Origin of the sequence: Streptomyces sp. NBC_01445, from assembly GCF_035918235.1 — a bacterium.
Lineage (GTDB): Bacteria > Actinomycetota > Actinomycetes > Streptomycetales > Streptomycetaceae > Streptomyces.
In genome coordinates this window covers 546,923-560,888 of record NZ_CP109486.1, presented here as the reverse complement: position 1 = coordinate 560,888, position 13,966 = coordinate 546,923, and the positions used below count along the sequence as shown (strand labels likewise).

The following is a 13,966-nucleotide window of genomic DNA, read 5'->3' as shown; positions in this document are numbered from 1 at the left end:
CACTTTCCTGACACGATTTAGGTCGCTGCCCGAAACGAACCGTTCCCGGCAACCGGTTCTCTGGGCGCCCGGTTACCGTCGCGCGCCCGGCCCGTTTCCCACCGACTCCCGCACGACCACCGGGCACTCCAGCTTCAGCACCCGCGCCTCGGGCGCGCGCCGCGCGCCGATGGCGTCGAGCAGCAGTCGCACCGCCTCCTCGCCCATCGCGCGATGAGGGAGCGCGACGCTGGTCAACGGCGGATTCAGGAACGCCGCCATGTGCTCCTGGTCGTCGTACCCCACCAGCGACACCTCGCCCGGTACGTCGATCCCGAGCCGGGCGGCGGCATGCAGCACCCCCGCCGCGACGCGGTCGTTGTAGCAGACGATGCCTGTCGGACGGTCCGGGCGCGGCCGGTCGAGGACGCCCAGGCCCCCCTCGTACCCCGCCGAGATCTCGCCGCCCGTGCGCACCACGTCCTCGGCCGCAGCGCGCAGCCCGGCCCCGCGCAGCGCGTCACGGAAGCCGCGCAGCCGCTCGGCGGTCGCGATGTCGTCGAGCCCGCCGACGAGAGCGAGCCGCCGGTGCCCCGCGTCGAGCAGCAGCCGTGCCGCGGCCCGCCCGCCGGCCCGTTCGGCGGGCACCACGGCGGCGTGCGGACTCCCCTCCGGGGGAAGGCAGTTGGCCAGCACGAACGGCGTGCGGTCGAGCCCCTTCGGCAGCCGGTCCGCGCGGCGCAGCGACATCGCCGCGTACACGATGCCGTCGACCCGCCGGTCGAGCAGCTCGGCGACGGCGGCGTCCTCCTTTGCCGCGTCGCCCGAGGAGTCGACGGTCAACAGCAGATGCTCATGCTCCCAGGCCGTCTCCATCGCGCCGCGCAGCAGCGCGCCCGCGAACGGCGACGACGCGATGTGGTCGGTGACCAGGCCGATCACGGCGGTACGCCGACTGCGCAGACCGCGTGCCACGGCGTTCGGCCGGTAGTCGAGCTCCGTCGCGGCCTCGCGGATCCGGCGCTGGGTCTCGGCGGAGAGATTGCCGTCGGCGCGGCCGTTGAACACGAACGACACGGCGGTGTGCGAGACGCCCGCGAGCCGTGCCACGTCACGGGAGGTGGGCCGCGCGACGGCACCCGGCTCGGCTGCCCCCGCATCACCCCGGGCGCCGGCGCCCGAAGTGCCACCGGCACCGGCGGCGTCCTGCCCCCGCGCACCGACCGCTTTGCCGCCCGAACCGCCTCTGCCCACCATGAGAGCACCCTACCGACGGCACTCGTGACCTCGTACGGAGATACTGGACGCATGCACGGGCCGCGTACAGGAACGGGCGCGACCCAGGGCCCCATGAATCGAGGACGACACCGTGAACCGCCGCCCCACCGCCCGCGACGTAGCCGAACTCGCCGGGGTGTCACGGGCCGCCGTCTCCTTCGTCTTCAGCGGCCGCGCGGCGGGCAACCTCTCCGCCGGGACGCAGGAACGGATCAAGAAGGCGGCCGACGAACTCGGCTACCGGCCCGACGAGGTGGCCCGTTCCCTTCGGCGCAAGCGGAGCGCGGTCATCGGGTTGCTCAGCGACGAGATCGCGACGAGCCCGTTCGCCGGGCGGATGGTGCTCGGCGCGATGGACGCGGCCCGCGAACGCGGGCACCAGGTCCTGCTCCTGGAGTCACGAAACGATCCGGCCGCCGAAACGGAGGCCATCGCCGAACTGCGGGCCCGCCGGGTCGACGGCGTGGTCTACGCGGCGATGTCGATGCGCCGTACCCAGGTCCCGGACGGCCTGGATCCGGCCCGCACGGTGCTCGCCAACTGCCTCCCGCAGCAGCTGAATTCATACGCGTACGTGGTGGCGGACGAGCGGGGCGGCGGCCGTTCGGCCGTGGACGTGCTGATCGCGGCGGGCCACCGCGACATCGCGTTGCTCGCGGGCGAGGCCGGCAACATCGCGGCGTCCGATCGTGCCCGCGGATTCACCGACGGCCTGCGCGCCGCCGGACTCACGGCGCGCGAGGGATGGACGGTGCGCGCGGGCTGGCAGATCGACGAGGGCTACGCGGCGGCCCTGCGGATCCTCGACCGGCCCGGTGAGACCCGCCCGACGGGCATCGTCTGCGCCAACGACCGCGTCGCGGCGGGCGCGATGCTGGCGGCGGCCCGGCTCGGGATCGACGTCCCCGGCGAGCTGTCCCTCGTCGGCTACGACGACCAGGACCAGATGGCGGCCCATCTGGTCCCGGCACTCACCACGGTCGCGCTGCCGCACTACGAGATGGGCGCGGAGGCGGTCCGTGCTCTGCTCGACGCGGCGGACGCGGGGCACGACGTCGACCGGTCGGCGGGCCTGCTGCTCGACTGCCCGGTGGTGGAACGGGAGTCGGTGGGCAGCCCGAGCTGAACCGCGAACCGGCGGCGGCGCAAGCGCACAGGGCGCCGGACAGCTCCGTGATGCCGTGACCCGTCGTCCTGCTGGTGCGCAGGCCGCCGATGCACGTGCCGAGCGCCATGGCGGGACCCGCGGCGACCACGACGGGGTGGGGCGACGAGCCGGGGGTGGGAAGGGCCTCGCCCAGGTGTCGGAAGGGCGACCGGGCCGTCGCCCCGTAGCGCTCTCGCCGCCCGCCCGCGGGCTCAGCGACCGGTCAGCTCCCAGGCCGTCACCCGGACCTCGGCCGCACCGCGCACGACCGCGACGCCGAGCCTGCCCTCGGGCGCGGGGTAGACCTTCTCCGTCAGCATGGCCCGCTCGTCGACGAACACCTCGACCAGCGGCCCGTCGACCAGAGCCCGCAGCCGCGCCCGGGACCCGCCCGGCACGACGGCGGTGACCTGCGCGGTCCTGGGCAGCGGATGGTGCGAGCTGGCGGGCGCGCCCGTCCGGTCGAGGGTGGCGAGCCCGCGCGTCGGGTTCAGACGCAGCGCGATGGTGTCCCCGAGGTGCAGTTCGACCTCGGAGTCGGGGTGGCCGACGGCCACGTCCAGCTCGATCTCGTACGCGGCGGGAAGCACGTCTCCCACGGCCAGTTCGGCGCCCCGCAGCCCCGTCAACTCCCGGGCGGGCGCGAGCCGCAACGTGCCGTCCTCGTGCACGCCGATCTCGCGCGGGTGCGTCAGACAGCCCGCCCAGCCGACGGTCACGGACTCCTCCTCGGTACGCGACTCCCAGCTCCAGCCCCACAGCAGGGTTCGGCCGTCCTCGACGAGGGCGGTGGGAGCGTAGAAGTCGCGGCCGTGATCGAGCATGCCGCCCGAGGACGGCACGAAGGTCAACCCGGTGCCGGACGGCGCGAGATCACCGATCAGATACGTGGTCGAGTACGTGATGTCGGCGGCCCACAGCGACAGGAGCAGGATCCAGCGGCCGTCACCGGTGGGCAGCAGCGCGGGGCACTCCCAGGCGTCGGCGGGCGCGGCGTGGCGGGCCGCGAGCGGGTGGGCCGCGTCCAGGAGCGAGCCGGCGTAGGTCCACTCGTTGAGCGAGTCGACGCGGTAGAGCAGCACGTCGGGGCGGCCGCCCGCCTCCGGCGCGCGTCGGTGCCCGGCGCCGATCACGGCCCAGCGCCGGCCCTCGTACGAGAAGAGGAACGGGTCGCGGAAGGCGAGCAGGTCGAGGCCCGTCGGCGGGCCGGGGACGACGGCTTCCGGCTCGGCCTTCAGCGTCGATATCGCCTCGTCGGCGGCGCGCGCGAGCATGACCGAGCCGATGCCGTCGGTGCGGTCCATTGCGGTGTAGACGGCGGTGGGCACACCGTCGTCGACGACCGCGCAGCCGGACCAGGCGCCCAGCTCGTCGCGGGTTCCGGGCGTCGGGGTGAGCGCGATGCCCTGGTCGGTCCAGGTCACGAGGTCGGGGCTGGAGGCGTGGCCCCAGTGAATGTCGCCCCAGACGGGCGCGCCCGGGTTGTGCTGGAAGAAGAGGTGGTAGCGGCCGTCGTGGAAGAGCGGGCCGTTGGGGTCGTTGCACCACTGACCGGCGGCGGGCCGTACGTGGAGGCGGGGTGTGTTCCGGTCGGCCATGGCGGCGTCACTTTCTGTCGTAGGGCCCACGGGTACTGCCGTAGGGCCCGGAGGTCGGGCCGTCGCGGGCGCGCCGTTTCGGGTGCGCCGTGTCGGCGGTGCGTCGAGGCGGGGGCGCGCCGCCGTCGGTGTGTGGTTCCGCCCGGCGCACGGTGTCGGGCGTGTTGCCGGTGCGTGTCCTGCCTCTTGCCAAACGGAACCTAACACGTGATAGTAATCCCGCCCTAGCACGTGTTAGGGACTAGATTCGGAATGAATCATTCCGGCATGATGAGGCGGCTCCGCGCGTACGACGCGGTGCCTGGCGCGAGGGAGCGCACACATGACCATGCAGAAGGAAGCGGTGACGGCCACGTCCCCCGCCGCGGGCGGCCCCGGCCGGCAGGAGACGGGCGCGGACCCCGGCGGAGATCGGCCCACCGGTGCGTCCGGGGCCGCGCCCGCTCCCGGGCACAGCCGGCGCAAGGTGAACTTCACCCTGGCCAGCGCCGCGCTCTTCATGTTCTTCGTGACGTGGTCGCTGTCCTGGTCGCTGTTCTCGATCTGGCTGACCCAGGACATCGGTCTGAGCGCCGGCCGCAGCTCGCTCGTGATCAGCGCCAACGCCATCGGCTGTCTGATCACGATGCCGGTCTACGGCTACCTCCAGGACCGCCTCGGCCTGCGCAAGAACCTCCTGTACTGGATCGGCGGCCTGATGCTGCTGGTCGGCCCGATGTACATCTACGTGTACGGGCCGCTGCTCAAGCACCACTTCGCCCTCGGCCTGGTCGTCGGCTCTGTCTACCTGGCCACGGCCTTCGCCGTCGCCGTCGCGACCTTGGAGAGCTACACCGAGCGCCTCGGCCGCTTCCACGGCTTCGAGTTCGGGCGGGCCCGGATGTTCGGCTCGCTCGGCTGGGCCGCCGCCACCTTCTTCGCGGGCCGCCTGTTCAACATCAACCCGAATCTGAACTTCTGGGCCGCGTCCGTCGCCGCCGCCGTCTTCGTCGGCCTGATCGTCGCGATCCGGGTCGCGGACGGCCGCCGCGCCGAGGCCGTCGACGAAGCGGCCTCCTCAGTCTCGCTCTCGGACGTGAAGTCCCTCTTCGCCTACCCCGCCTTCTGGGGCCTGCTCCTCTTCGTGGTCGCGGTGACAGCTACCTACAACACGTACGACGCGATGTTCCCCTCCTACTTCACCTCGCTCTTCTCCACCGAGGCCGAGGGCAACCGGATGTTCTCCGACCTGAACTCCGTGCAGGTCTTCCTCGAAGCGGGCGGCATGGCGCTCGCGCCGTTCCTGGTCAACCGCATCGGGCCGAAGAAGTCGCTGCTCATCTCCGGCTGCGTCATGGCGGCCCGGATCCTGCTGTCCGGCCTGGTCACCGGCGCCCTCGCGATCTCCGCGGTGAAACTGCTGCACTCCGTCGAGCTGCCGATCATGCTGATCGCGATCTTCAAGTACATCAACCGCCACTTCGAGCCCCGGCTGTCGTCCACGATCTATCTGGTCGGCTTCCAGCTGGCCACCCAGCTCGGCGCCGCCGTCATCTCCCCGCTCGCCGGCCTCGGCTACGACAGCATCGGCTACCGCGGCACCTATGCGGTCATGGGCTGTTGCGTCGCCGCTGTCACCGCCGTCTCCGTACTCACCCTGCGCCCCGACTCCAAGGGGATCACCCTGACCGGAAAGGAAGCCCTGGCATGATCGTCGTCGCCGGTGAAGCCCTGATCGACCTGGTGCCGCAGAGCGGCACCGGCGACCCGCTTGCCCCCTTGCTGCCCGCGCGCGGCGGCGGACCGTACAACACGGCCGTCGCGCTCGGGCGGCTCGGCGCGGACGTCGCGTTCTGCTCCCGCGTCTCGACCGACGCGTTCGGTACGGCACTCGTCTCGCACCTGGAGAAGGAAGGAGTGGCGGTCGACCTCGTCCAGCGCGGCGCCGAACCCACCACCCTCGCGGTCGCGTCCGTCGCCGAGGGCGGCTCGGCGACGTACACCTTCTATACGGAGGGCAGCGCGGACCGCCTGTTCACGGCCCCTGCTCAATTCCCGTCGGGAGTAAGGGCGTTGTCCGTCGGTACGTGCTCGCTCGTCCTCGAACCGGGTGCGAGCGCGTATGAGCACCTGATGCGGCGCGAGTCCGCGCGGGGCGTCTTCGTCGCCCTCGACCCGAACATCCGCGCCGGCCTGATCCCGGACGCGGACGCCTACCGGGCACGCTTCGAGAGCTGGCTGCCGTACGTCTCCCTGCTCAAGCTCAGTGAGGAGGATGCGGAGTGGCTCGGCGGCGGCATCGAGGGCTGGCTCGCAGCCGGGCCGTCGGCCGTCGTCGTGACCCGCGGCGGTGCGGGTCTGACGGCCTTCACCGCCAAGGGCGACGGCCCGCACGCGGTGCCCGGCGTGGACGTCGAGGTCGTCGACACGATCGGGGCCGGCGACACAGTGAACGCGGCGCTGCTGCACACCCTGGACTCCCGCGACCGTCTGTCCCGTGACGGGCTCGCAGGGCTCGGGCCCGCCGACTGGAGCGATGTCCTGAGGTTCGCGGCGCGAGCGGCGGCCGTCACCTGCTCGCGGGCCGGGGCGGAACCGCCGTACGGCGTGGAACTGTAACGAGTTGGTGGACATCGCCTACCTGGCATCGCTGACCCCGCCGCAGATCGGCGTCGTCCTCAACGTCGGCTCCGCCCACGTCGGAGAATTCGGCAGCCGGGAGGCGGTCGCGACGGCCAAGGGCGAGCTCGTCGAATCCCTTCCGCCGGCGGACCAGGGCGGGGTCGCGGTCATCAACGCCGACGACGAACTCGTGGCTGCGATGGCTGGCCACCCGGACCACGGCCGCGGTCATGACGCACGGAACCGGTGAAAGCGCCGACATCCGCGCCACCGGCATCAACGTGACAGGCGCTGCCCCTCGTCGCCATCGATCTCGCGAACGCGTACTCGCTCCGTCATGCGCACACGATCTCGTCCACTGCACGGTCATGCGGGCATCCCGGGCGGCGCGTAGTGACGCACGTAGTCACGCAGCGGAGGCTCGAGTTGGGACAGGTCATTGCCGTTGAGGGCATGCCAGAGACGGTTCTCGATCCAGAACCGAGCGGCGAACTCCTCGAACGAAGGTGCACACCAGAGGATTGCGGCCCCTTGCTCCTCCGGATCGTCGAGATCGGTCTCCGTGTCTTCCCCGTCGCGCCGCGCCTCGTACTCGTACTCGTAGTCGAGATGGGAGTGCACCACGAACACCTCACCCGAAGGACGGAGATAGAGGTACCAGATGACGCAGTCCTGTTGATCCCGCAGGAATCGCACGAGGAAGGCGCCAGGCTCGACCGGACTGGGCAGGGGCTCTGAGATATCGGTCCAGCAGCAGGTCACCGAGACCTCATCCAGCGAGCAGTGCAGCTTCGAGTCGGCCTGGAAGGTGACGAAGTCCCGAGGCAGCGTCAAGCCCTTGGCCGCAAGGTTCTCTGCCAAGCGATTGAGCGCCGTGACCTGTTCGAGAACCGGTTCGCCGGTACCACCGAGCCATTGAAAGACGCCCGTGAACTTGGTGGAGTCGAGCGGCGGCAGGCTCTCGTAGGGGTAGTACTCGTAGGTGTAGCGGCAGGGTCGGTATTCACCCAGGTCGGTGGCACACCAAGCAGAGTCGAAGCAGACCGAGGACAAGTCAGCCCTTGATCGTTCACCAGGCATCGGCCCCCCATTGATCACCGTGAGCGGAGTTGTTGGCGTCAGCATCGCACTGCCTACTGACGCTCCCTGCGACGGGTGGGCCAGGCTAGCTCTCCCTGGTGAGGGCGAACGTTGCCTGTTGCGTGGCTAGTCCCCACACCACCGACTCATCGGATGGCGTACCCGTCCCACAACGGGCCGCCGGCTTCGTCCAGCACCTCCGCCACGGCTGCGGCGAAGGCGCTCGTGTGCCCGGCGATTGCTTGCGCGGCGGCCTCGGTCAACGCGCGGTGCAGCCTGGGGTCGGCCGCAGCCAGTCGCCGCGACAACCACTTGCCTCCGCCAAGCCAGTGTCCGCCGACCAGCAGGGCCAGCTCCGAGGCACGCTGGAGCATGTGCGAGACCACGTGCACCCGCTCGGCGGGGTCCGCGCAGCCACGCAGGTCGTCGAGCAGGTCGGTCAGGATGTACCGCTGGTAGTCCCGCTCACGGTCCGAGAGCGGCGGCGGGCCTGCAGCCCACCGTTCGCGCGCCTCAGCCTGGAGCGAAGCGCCCAGCCCGTTCGCGTCCACGAGGAGCATGCCCTCGGAGCACATGGCGAGCAACGGCGAATTCCGCTTCGCGGTCTCCTGGTCGGCGAAGCTATGCCAGACGGCCTCGGTTTGCACGAACAGCTCCACCGGCCAGCCGCGGTACAGCAGGTTCTCCCGGTTGGGCGCCGGCGGCCCGTCCAGGAGGACCACGATGTCCAGATCGGAGGTCGGCGTACGCCGGTCGGTCAGCACACTGCCGGCCAGAAAGGCGGCCCGGGCGGCAGGAAACCGATCCCGCACCAGTTCGCGGGCGGTGAGCACGGGGTCGTCCATGACCGCAGGGTATGCCAGCAATTTAGCGGTAGGGGATGCCGTCGACTGTGATGTGTCGGGACCCCTTCTTCACCAATGCCATTGTCACGTCCTTTCCCGGGGAAGAGTATCGACTTGTGGCTGGTAGCTCGCTCGCGTTTTCCTGCGGAGGAGATCAGCCTCTTCGCATCGGAATCACGTCCGGACTTGCTGCAGGAAGGGTGGGCCGGGCTGCTTCTGGGGTAGCCAGGAGAGCGACGATGGTGACCGGCTTGTCGCAGTGAGGACAGCTGCGAACAGCGGTCGGCGTCAGCGGTGTCACGGGCAATGTCGGCTCGGCTGGTTCTGTCTGAACGTCCTCGTCGGCGTCCGTGCGTTCGCGTTTGCGGCGGCGGGCTGCTTCCGCTTTGCAGCGGGGTGTGCCGTGCGGCTGCTTTGGGGCTGACCTGGAACTGTGTCCAGCAGAGGGGGCAGTCTCGGAGCTCAGCCAGCACGTCCGGTCACCCCCTGAGCGGCCACCGGAGGCGAGGTGGCAGATGAGCAGCACCTCGTCGGCGTCGTTGGTGACGATGCCCGAGGTCGTCACGTGCCCGTCGAACTGTCGGCGGTCGGTCACGTTGTGCCCGGCGGCGGTGCGGTCAAGGAGCGGTTGCTCCTCTGGATGCTGGCGGAGGTAGGCCGTCACGACGTCGTGGAGGTACGGGGCGGGGAATGGTCATGTCTCTCCTCGTGACCTCTGCGCAGGGGCGGCTGCGCGCCGCGCGGGCAGGGGCGTCGCTGGAGGAAGTTCGTTGTACGCAGCGGCGGCTCTGCGGGTGCAGGCACGGGGCGCGCGCTGGCCTTTCGGGCGTGTGGCGACCGCGTCGAAGGTGCTGATGCTAGCCGTCGTCGTGCCCGCTCACCGGGCTGGCGCTCCGGAAGGTCATCCGGCCTGAAGTCAGATCCAGCCACATTGTCGGGCGCCGAATTCCGGGCCGTAGCCGGTGGGTTCGAGAATCCTTTCTTCCGGCTTCGCTCCAGGTCACCGGCCCCGGCAAGGTGATCGTCTGGTCGCTGCCCGGCCCGCTCGAAATGACCGGATCACGGTGCCGTCCGCCGTCGATTGTCAGTGGCGGAGGCGAGGGTGCGCCGCAGAGCACATCCACCCCTCGCCGAAGGAGTCCGGTGCCCTCGACACCGTTATGCAATCCGCCGCTCGGGCTACGGCCGCGTCCTGTCCCCCGTGAGGCTGAATCGAACAGCCCGTGCCATACGCGTACGCCGACAGCACTTGCCCGCGGCGCCCGGAGTCGAACCTTTACTCGACTCGTCGCCTGAGGTTGACCGTGTCGGCCCTGTGATCAGGACCGTTGTCCGGGTGCTCTGCCCGTTTGCCGCTCTTGAGGAGAACTCCGTGAATCCCGTCCGCGTGCTTGCCGCCCTCCCTGTGTTCGAGAACCCCCCTGCCCAGGTCGCCCAGGCCATCGCGTTCCGGTGCCCGGTCGACGCCCGTCGCACGCTGTTCGCCTTGGCATCACGACCGTCATCGGGGTGGGGGGTATGACCAACCCGAGCACGCCGTCGCCCGCCCTGCTCGCGTGGGCCAGCCGGGCCCTCGGCGCCCGCCCTTCTGCGAAGGACGTCTCCCACCCGCGCGAGAACTCGCGCGTCTGGCAGCTCGACCTGCCCGGGTCCGTCCGCTTCTACCTGAAGATCTCTCCCAAGGCCGTGATGTACGAGCGCGAGACCCTCGCGCTGCGCAGCGCTGCACCAGCCCTCGGGGCCGGCGGCGCACCACAGCTGCGCGCCTCGAGCGCGGAGTACCTGGCGCTGCTCCTGACCGCCGTCCCGGGGCGGCCTCTCAAGCAGCTGACGCTCGCGCCCGCGGAGGAAGCCAGAGTGCATCGGCAGGCCGGCGCCCTGCTGGCCCGCCTTCACGCGGCTGGTGACCTGTCAGGGCCCCGACGTGCGGAGGCGGAGCAGGCGCTGCAGACCGCAGCCGATGGAGCCGAGGGGCACCTGGAGAAGGCCGGCGACCGGCTGACCGCGCCGGAGCAGAAGCTGGTGCGCGACCTAGCCGGGCAGCTGCGTACCCTGCCGCCGCTGCCGCTCGCGTTCATCCACGGCGACGCATGGGACCGCAACCTGATGTGGTCGCATGTTCAGCAGCAGGCCGGGTGGATCGACTTTGAGAGATCCCGGTTCGCGACCGCGGTGCAGGACTTCGTGCTGATGGCCTGCTCGACGTGGACGGATCGGCCCGACCTACGGGCCGCGTGCCTCCAGGGCTACGGCCGCAACCTCACGCCCAAGGAGCAACTGGCCCTGAAGGGCCTGGCGGCGCTCGACGCGGTGAGCTGCTTGGTCTGGGGGCCGAAGCTCGACGACCCCGACGTCACCGCGCGCGGGCGGCGCACCCTGGACCGGCTGATGGCGGGGGTGTTCGCATGACCGCACCGCACGACAAGACGGCCCCCGCCCCGGCCCTCAACAAGGCGAGCGGGTACCGCGAGGGGGTGTCCCTGCCGGCGGCTCGGGAGGGCGCTCCGCAGCCCTCGGCGCCGCCGGAGCTCGACTACAACGGACGCAAGCACCGGCGGGCGATGGACGACGCCACCTTGTGGGACATGGCCCGCCGGATCCCCGCGGCCCTGATCCAGACGGCCCGCCTGGCCTGGTCGGTCGACCGGCGCATGGCGCTGACGATCGTCGTGTGCCAGCTGCTGTCCGGCCTCGGCACGGCCGTGATGCTCAGCGCCGTCGCCCAGGCCCTGCCGCAGCTGATGGTCGCTGACCCCCGCGAAGGCCTGTCACGGGCGTGGCCGGCCCTGACTGTCGGCGTCGTCGCGATGGCCACCGGCGCGGCCATGTGGATCCTCGCGGACTGGGCGACCCGACGCCTGAACCCGAAGATCGCCTCAGCGGCGGATCTGCAGCTTGTTGATCTTCACATGCGGGCCGAACTCGCCGCCTACGACGCGGAAGGGTTCGGCGACCGGAGCCAGGCGGCGGAGATCGGCGCGCTGCGCGCCGTCGACATCGCCAACGACGCCAAGACCCTCACGAACGGCCTCGTTCAGCTCGCCTCGGCGGCCGCGGTGCTCACCTCCCTGCACCCGCTGCTCCTCGGTGTCCTGCTGCTGTCGGTCGTCCCCCGCGGCCTCGGGGGCGTGATTGCCGCGCGGGTCGACTACCGCGTCCACGACCAGACGATCTCCGCCCGCAATGTCCGCGGGATGATGCGCTGGTGGCTGACGACGGCCGATCTCGCCGACGAGCTGCGGGCCAACACGATGCGCGGCTACCTGCACTTTTGGTACCGATCCATGTGTGACCGGGTCGAGTTGCGGGAGGTGGCCGGAGCCCGCCCGTATCTGCGGATCACGCTGCTGGCTGCATCCCTCGGTGGCCTGTTCACCCTCGGCATGTGGGCCTCGCTCGCCGGACTGGTCCTCGCCGGCGCGATGTCGACCGCAAGCGCGGGTACCGCGGTCGTGGCCTCCCAGACCGCTGGCCGCGCCCTGAACTCGATCATCCGGTACTCAACGGTGATGTTCCACCACGGCCTCTACCTCTCCGATTACTACACCTTCATCGACGAGGTCCGCGCCATGACCACGGCCCGCGGCACCGCGCAGGTCAAGCCCCCACAGCAGATCCGCCTGGAAGGCGCCTCGTACACCTACCCGAGCAAGGACACGGCGGCCGTGCAGCCGATCACGCTCACCCTGAACCGCGGCGAAGTCGTTGCGCTGGTCGGGGAGAACGGTGCCGGCAAGTCGACGCTGATCCGGATGCTGACCGGGCTGACCGTGCCGACCGACGGAACGGTGCTGTGGGACGACATCAATCTCGCCACCGCGGACGCGGAGACGGTATGGAGGCACGTCGGCCTGGTCCCGCAGAAGAACGGGCACTGGCCGCTCGCCGCCCGGGAGAACATCACCTTGGGCCAGCCCCGCGAGCACGGCGACGAGCGAATCTGGGACGCGGCGGAGCGGGTCGGCATGACCAAGGCCCTACGCGACCTGCCCGATCAGTTGGAGACGCTCCTCGCCCGCTCGGTGTGGGGCGGCCACGAGCTGTCCGGCGGTCAGTGGCAGAGACTGGCGTGCGCGAGAGCGATGTACCGGGAGCCAGCCGTGCTCGTTCTGGATGAGCCGACCAGCGAGATGGATGCCCGCGGGGAGCACCAGATCTTCCGGGAGCTGCGGGCCACGGCCCCGGACCGGATCACCGTGGTGGTGACACACCGGTTGGACAACGTGAGGATGGCCGACCGGGTCATCGTCCTTGACCAGGGCACCGTCCGGGAACAGGGCTCCTTCGACGAACTCGTCGCCACCGAGGGAAGTTTGCTGGGCGAGCTGTACGCCCTCGCCCAGGACCGCTGAACAGCCCGGATATCGGACCTCAACGCGGGTTCGCGCAGTCGGCGCGGCCCCGCTTCTCCCCCGACAATCGAGGAGCACCATGCACAGCACGGAGCCTGAAGCCGCCAATGCCCGCGCCTGGGTCCAGTACGGGCACCACCACCTTCAACGCGGAACCGTAATCCCGGACGTGGACCGCATCTCCTGGGGATTCTGGCCGACCGGGCCTGGCGCCGAGGTGCTCGGCGACCTCGCCGGACTGCGCGTTCTGGACCTGGCCTCTGGCCTGGGCAGGCACGCCGCCCACCTCGTACGCGAGCACGGCGCCACGGTCGACGCAGTGGAAGCATCCGCCAGCCAGCACGCGCGGGCCGTTGCCCGGTACGGCGATATGCCAGGGCTCACACTCATCCACGCCGATGCTGTCGAGCATCTGCAGTGCTCGGAACCCTACGACGTCATCTACTCCATCCACGGCTTGGGCTACATCAACCCTCATCGCCTGCTGCCTGCCCTACGCCACGGCCTCAAGCCCGGCGGGCGCCTCGCCTTCTCCGTGCTGCACACCAACTTTCGTGGCCGCGGCCCCTCGTCGAGTGTCGCCCCGCGCACGGAGACGCTCCCGCTCGCCGACGGCGAGGACCAGATCGTCGAGATGTGGGTGCTCACGCCGAAACTGTGGGAGGACCTCTGCGTCGACAACGGCATCTTCCTCGACGGGATCGATGTGCTCGACGCGCCCGAGGAAGACAACCCGGTCGCCGTCCGCCTCTACCGTGCCCGCAGCCGCGCGCTGCCGTCTCGGCCTCCTGCACTTCCGCAGCTTGGCGAAGTCGCCGGGGGTTGAGCTCCGCACTCATGGCACGACGTTGTACAACTCGCTCTACCGGGCGGATGACCAGCCTCTCGTGAACGCGCACGTCTGGGGCGTGAACGCCTACGGTGCCCCGGTGTGGCATCTTCGGCGCGCCGAGGACGGCGGCATGTTCGACGCCTAGGTGGACAGCCGCAACGCCGGTGTGGGACACGGCCCGCCCGGTGGAGGAGTAAGCGATGGCACGCACTGAGTACTACGACGATCCGGAAGCGCCCCGTCACACGTACCCG

The 13,966-nt window shown here is 70.5% G+C and carries 10 protein-coding genes and 2 pseudogenes; 8 read left to right on the top strand and 4 right to left on the bottom strand.

All coding sequences use genetic code 11. The features are described 5' to 3' along the window. Nucleotides 1–72: 72 nt before the first annotated feature. Complete coding sequence (locus OG574_RS50775) at nt 73–1,236, bottom strand: LacI family DNA-binding transcriptional regulator (protein WP_326779144.1); 1,164 nt, start codon at nt 1,234–1,236, stop codon at nt 73–75. 112 nt (nt 1,237–1,348) lie between these two features. Between OG574_RS50775 and OG574_RS50770 the strand changes: the two genes are divergently transcribed. Then, entirely contained in the window at nt 1,349–2,383 is a 1,035-nt protein-coding gene (locus tag OG574_RS50770) for a LacI family DNA-binding transcriptional regulator (protein ID WP_326779143.1), read from the top strand. Between the two features lie 233 nt (nt 2,384–2,616). Here the strand turns inward: OG574_RS50770 and OG574_RS50765 are convergent, their stop codons facing one another. After that, nucleotides 2,617–4,002 carry a glycoside hydrolase family 32 protein gene (locus tag OG574_RS50765; RefSeq protein ID WP_326779142.1) on the bottom strand — a complete coding sequence of 462 codons (1,386 nt, stop codon included), beginning with the start codon at nt 4,000–4,002 and terminating at the stop codon, nt 2,617–2,619. A gap of 322 nt (nt 4,003–4,324) precedes the next feature. Between OG574_RS50765 and OG574_RS50760 the strand changes: the two genes are divergently transcribed. The 3 genes and pseudogenes from OG574_RS50760 to OG574_RS50750 form a co-directional block, all read left to right on the top strand. Continuing rightward, nucleotides 4,325–5,692, top strand: coding sequence for an oligosaccharide MFS transporter (locus OG574_RS50760; RefSeq protein ID WP_326779141.1), 1,368 nt, complete (start codon nt 4,325–4,327; stop codon nt 5,690–5,692). Further along, nucleotides 5,689–6,600: a carbohydrate kinase family protein gene (locus OG574_RS50755; RefSeq protein WP_326779140.1), complete on the top strand. Its 912-nt coding sequence runs from the start codon at nt 5,689–5,691 to the stop codon at nt 6,598–6,600. The genes OG574_RS50760 and OG574_RS50755 overlap by 4 nt, the downstream gene beginning before the upstream one ends. Before the next feature lie 13 nt (nt 6,601–6,613). After that, a pseudogene (locus tag OG574_RS50750) lies at nt 6,614–6,890 on the top strand (Mur ligase family protein); the annotation flags it as partial. 79 nt (nt 6,891–6,969) lie between these two features. On the opposite strand, the gene OG574_RS50745 reads toward OG574_RS50750, so the two are convergent. Further along, on the bottom strand, nt 6,970–7,728 hold the full coding sequence (locus OG574_RS50745; protein WP_326779139.1) for a hypothetical protein: 759 nt from the start codon (nt 7,726–7,728) through the stop codon (nt 6,970–6,972). A 101-nt stretch (nt 7,729–7,829) separates the two neighbouring features. After that, nucleotides 7,830–8,528 (bottom strand): nucleotidyltransferase domain-containing protein, encoded by a 699-nt coding sequence (locus OG574_RS50740; RefSeq protein ID WP_326779138.1) that lies wholly within the window; start codon nt 8,526–8,528, stop codon nt 7,830–7,832. A gap of 1,518 nt (nt 8,529–10,046) precedes the next feature. Here OG574_RS50740 and OG574_RS50735 point away from each other — a divergent pair. The 4 genes and pseudogenes from OG574_RS50735 to OG574_RS50720 form a co-directional block, all read left to right on the top strand. Then, nucleotides 10,047–10,937, top strand: a complete 891-nt coding sequence (locus OG574_RS50735) for a phosphotransferase enzyme family protein (protein WP_326779137.1) — start codon at nt 10,047–10,049, stop codon at nt 10,935–10,937. Further along, the gene (locus OG574_RS50730) at nt 10,934–12,880 is read left to right on the top strand and encodes an ABC transporter ATP-binding protein (RefSeq protein WP_326779136.1); all 1,947 of its coding nucleotides are present in this window, start codon (nt 10,934–10,936) and stop codon (nt 12,878–12,880) included. Before OG574_RS50735 ends, OG574_RS50730 begins: the two co-directional genes overlap by 4 nt. 79 nt (nt 12,881–12,959) lie before the next feature. Beyond that, entirely contained in the window at nt 12,960–13,706 is a 747-nt protein-coding gene (locus tag OG574_RS50725; RefSeq protein ID WP_326779135.1) for a class I SAM-dependent methyltransferase, read from the top strand. Next, nucleotides 13,648–13,909 (top strand): annotated as a pseudogene (locus OG574_RS50720) (XRE family transcriptional regulator); the annotation flags it as partial. The gene OG574_RS50725 and the pseudogene OG574_RS50720, both read left to right, overlap by 59 nt. Between the last annotated feature and the right edge of the window lie 57 nt (nt 13,910–13,966).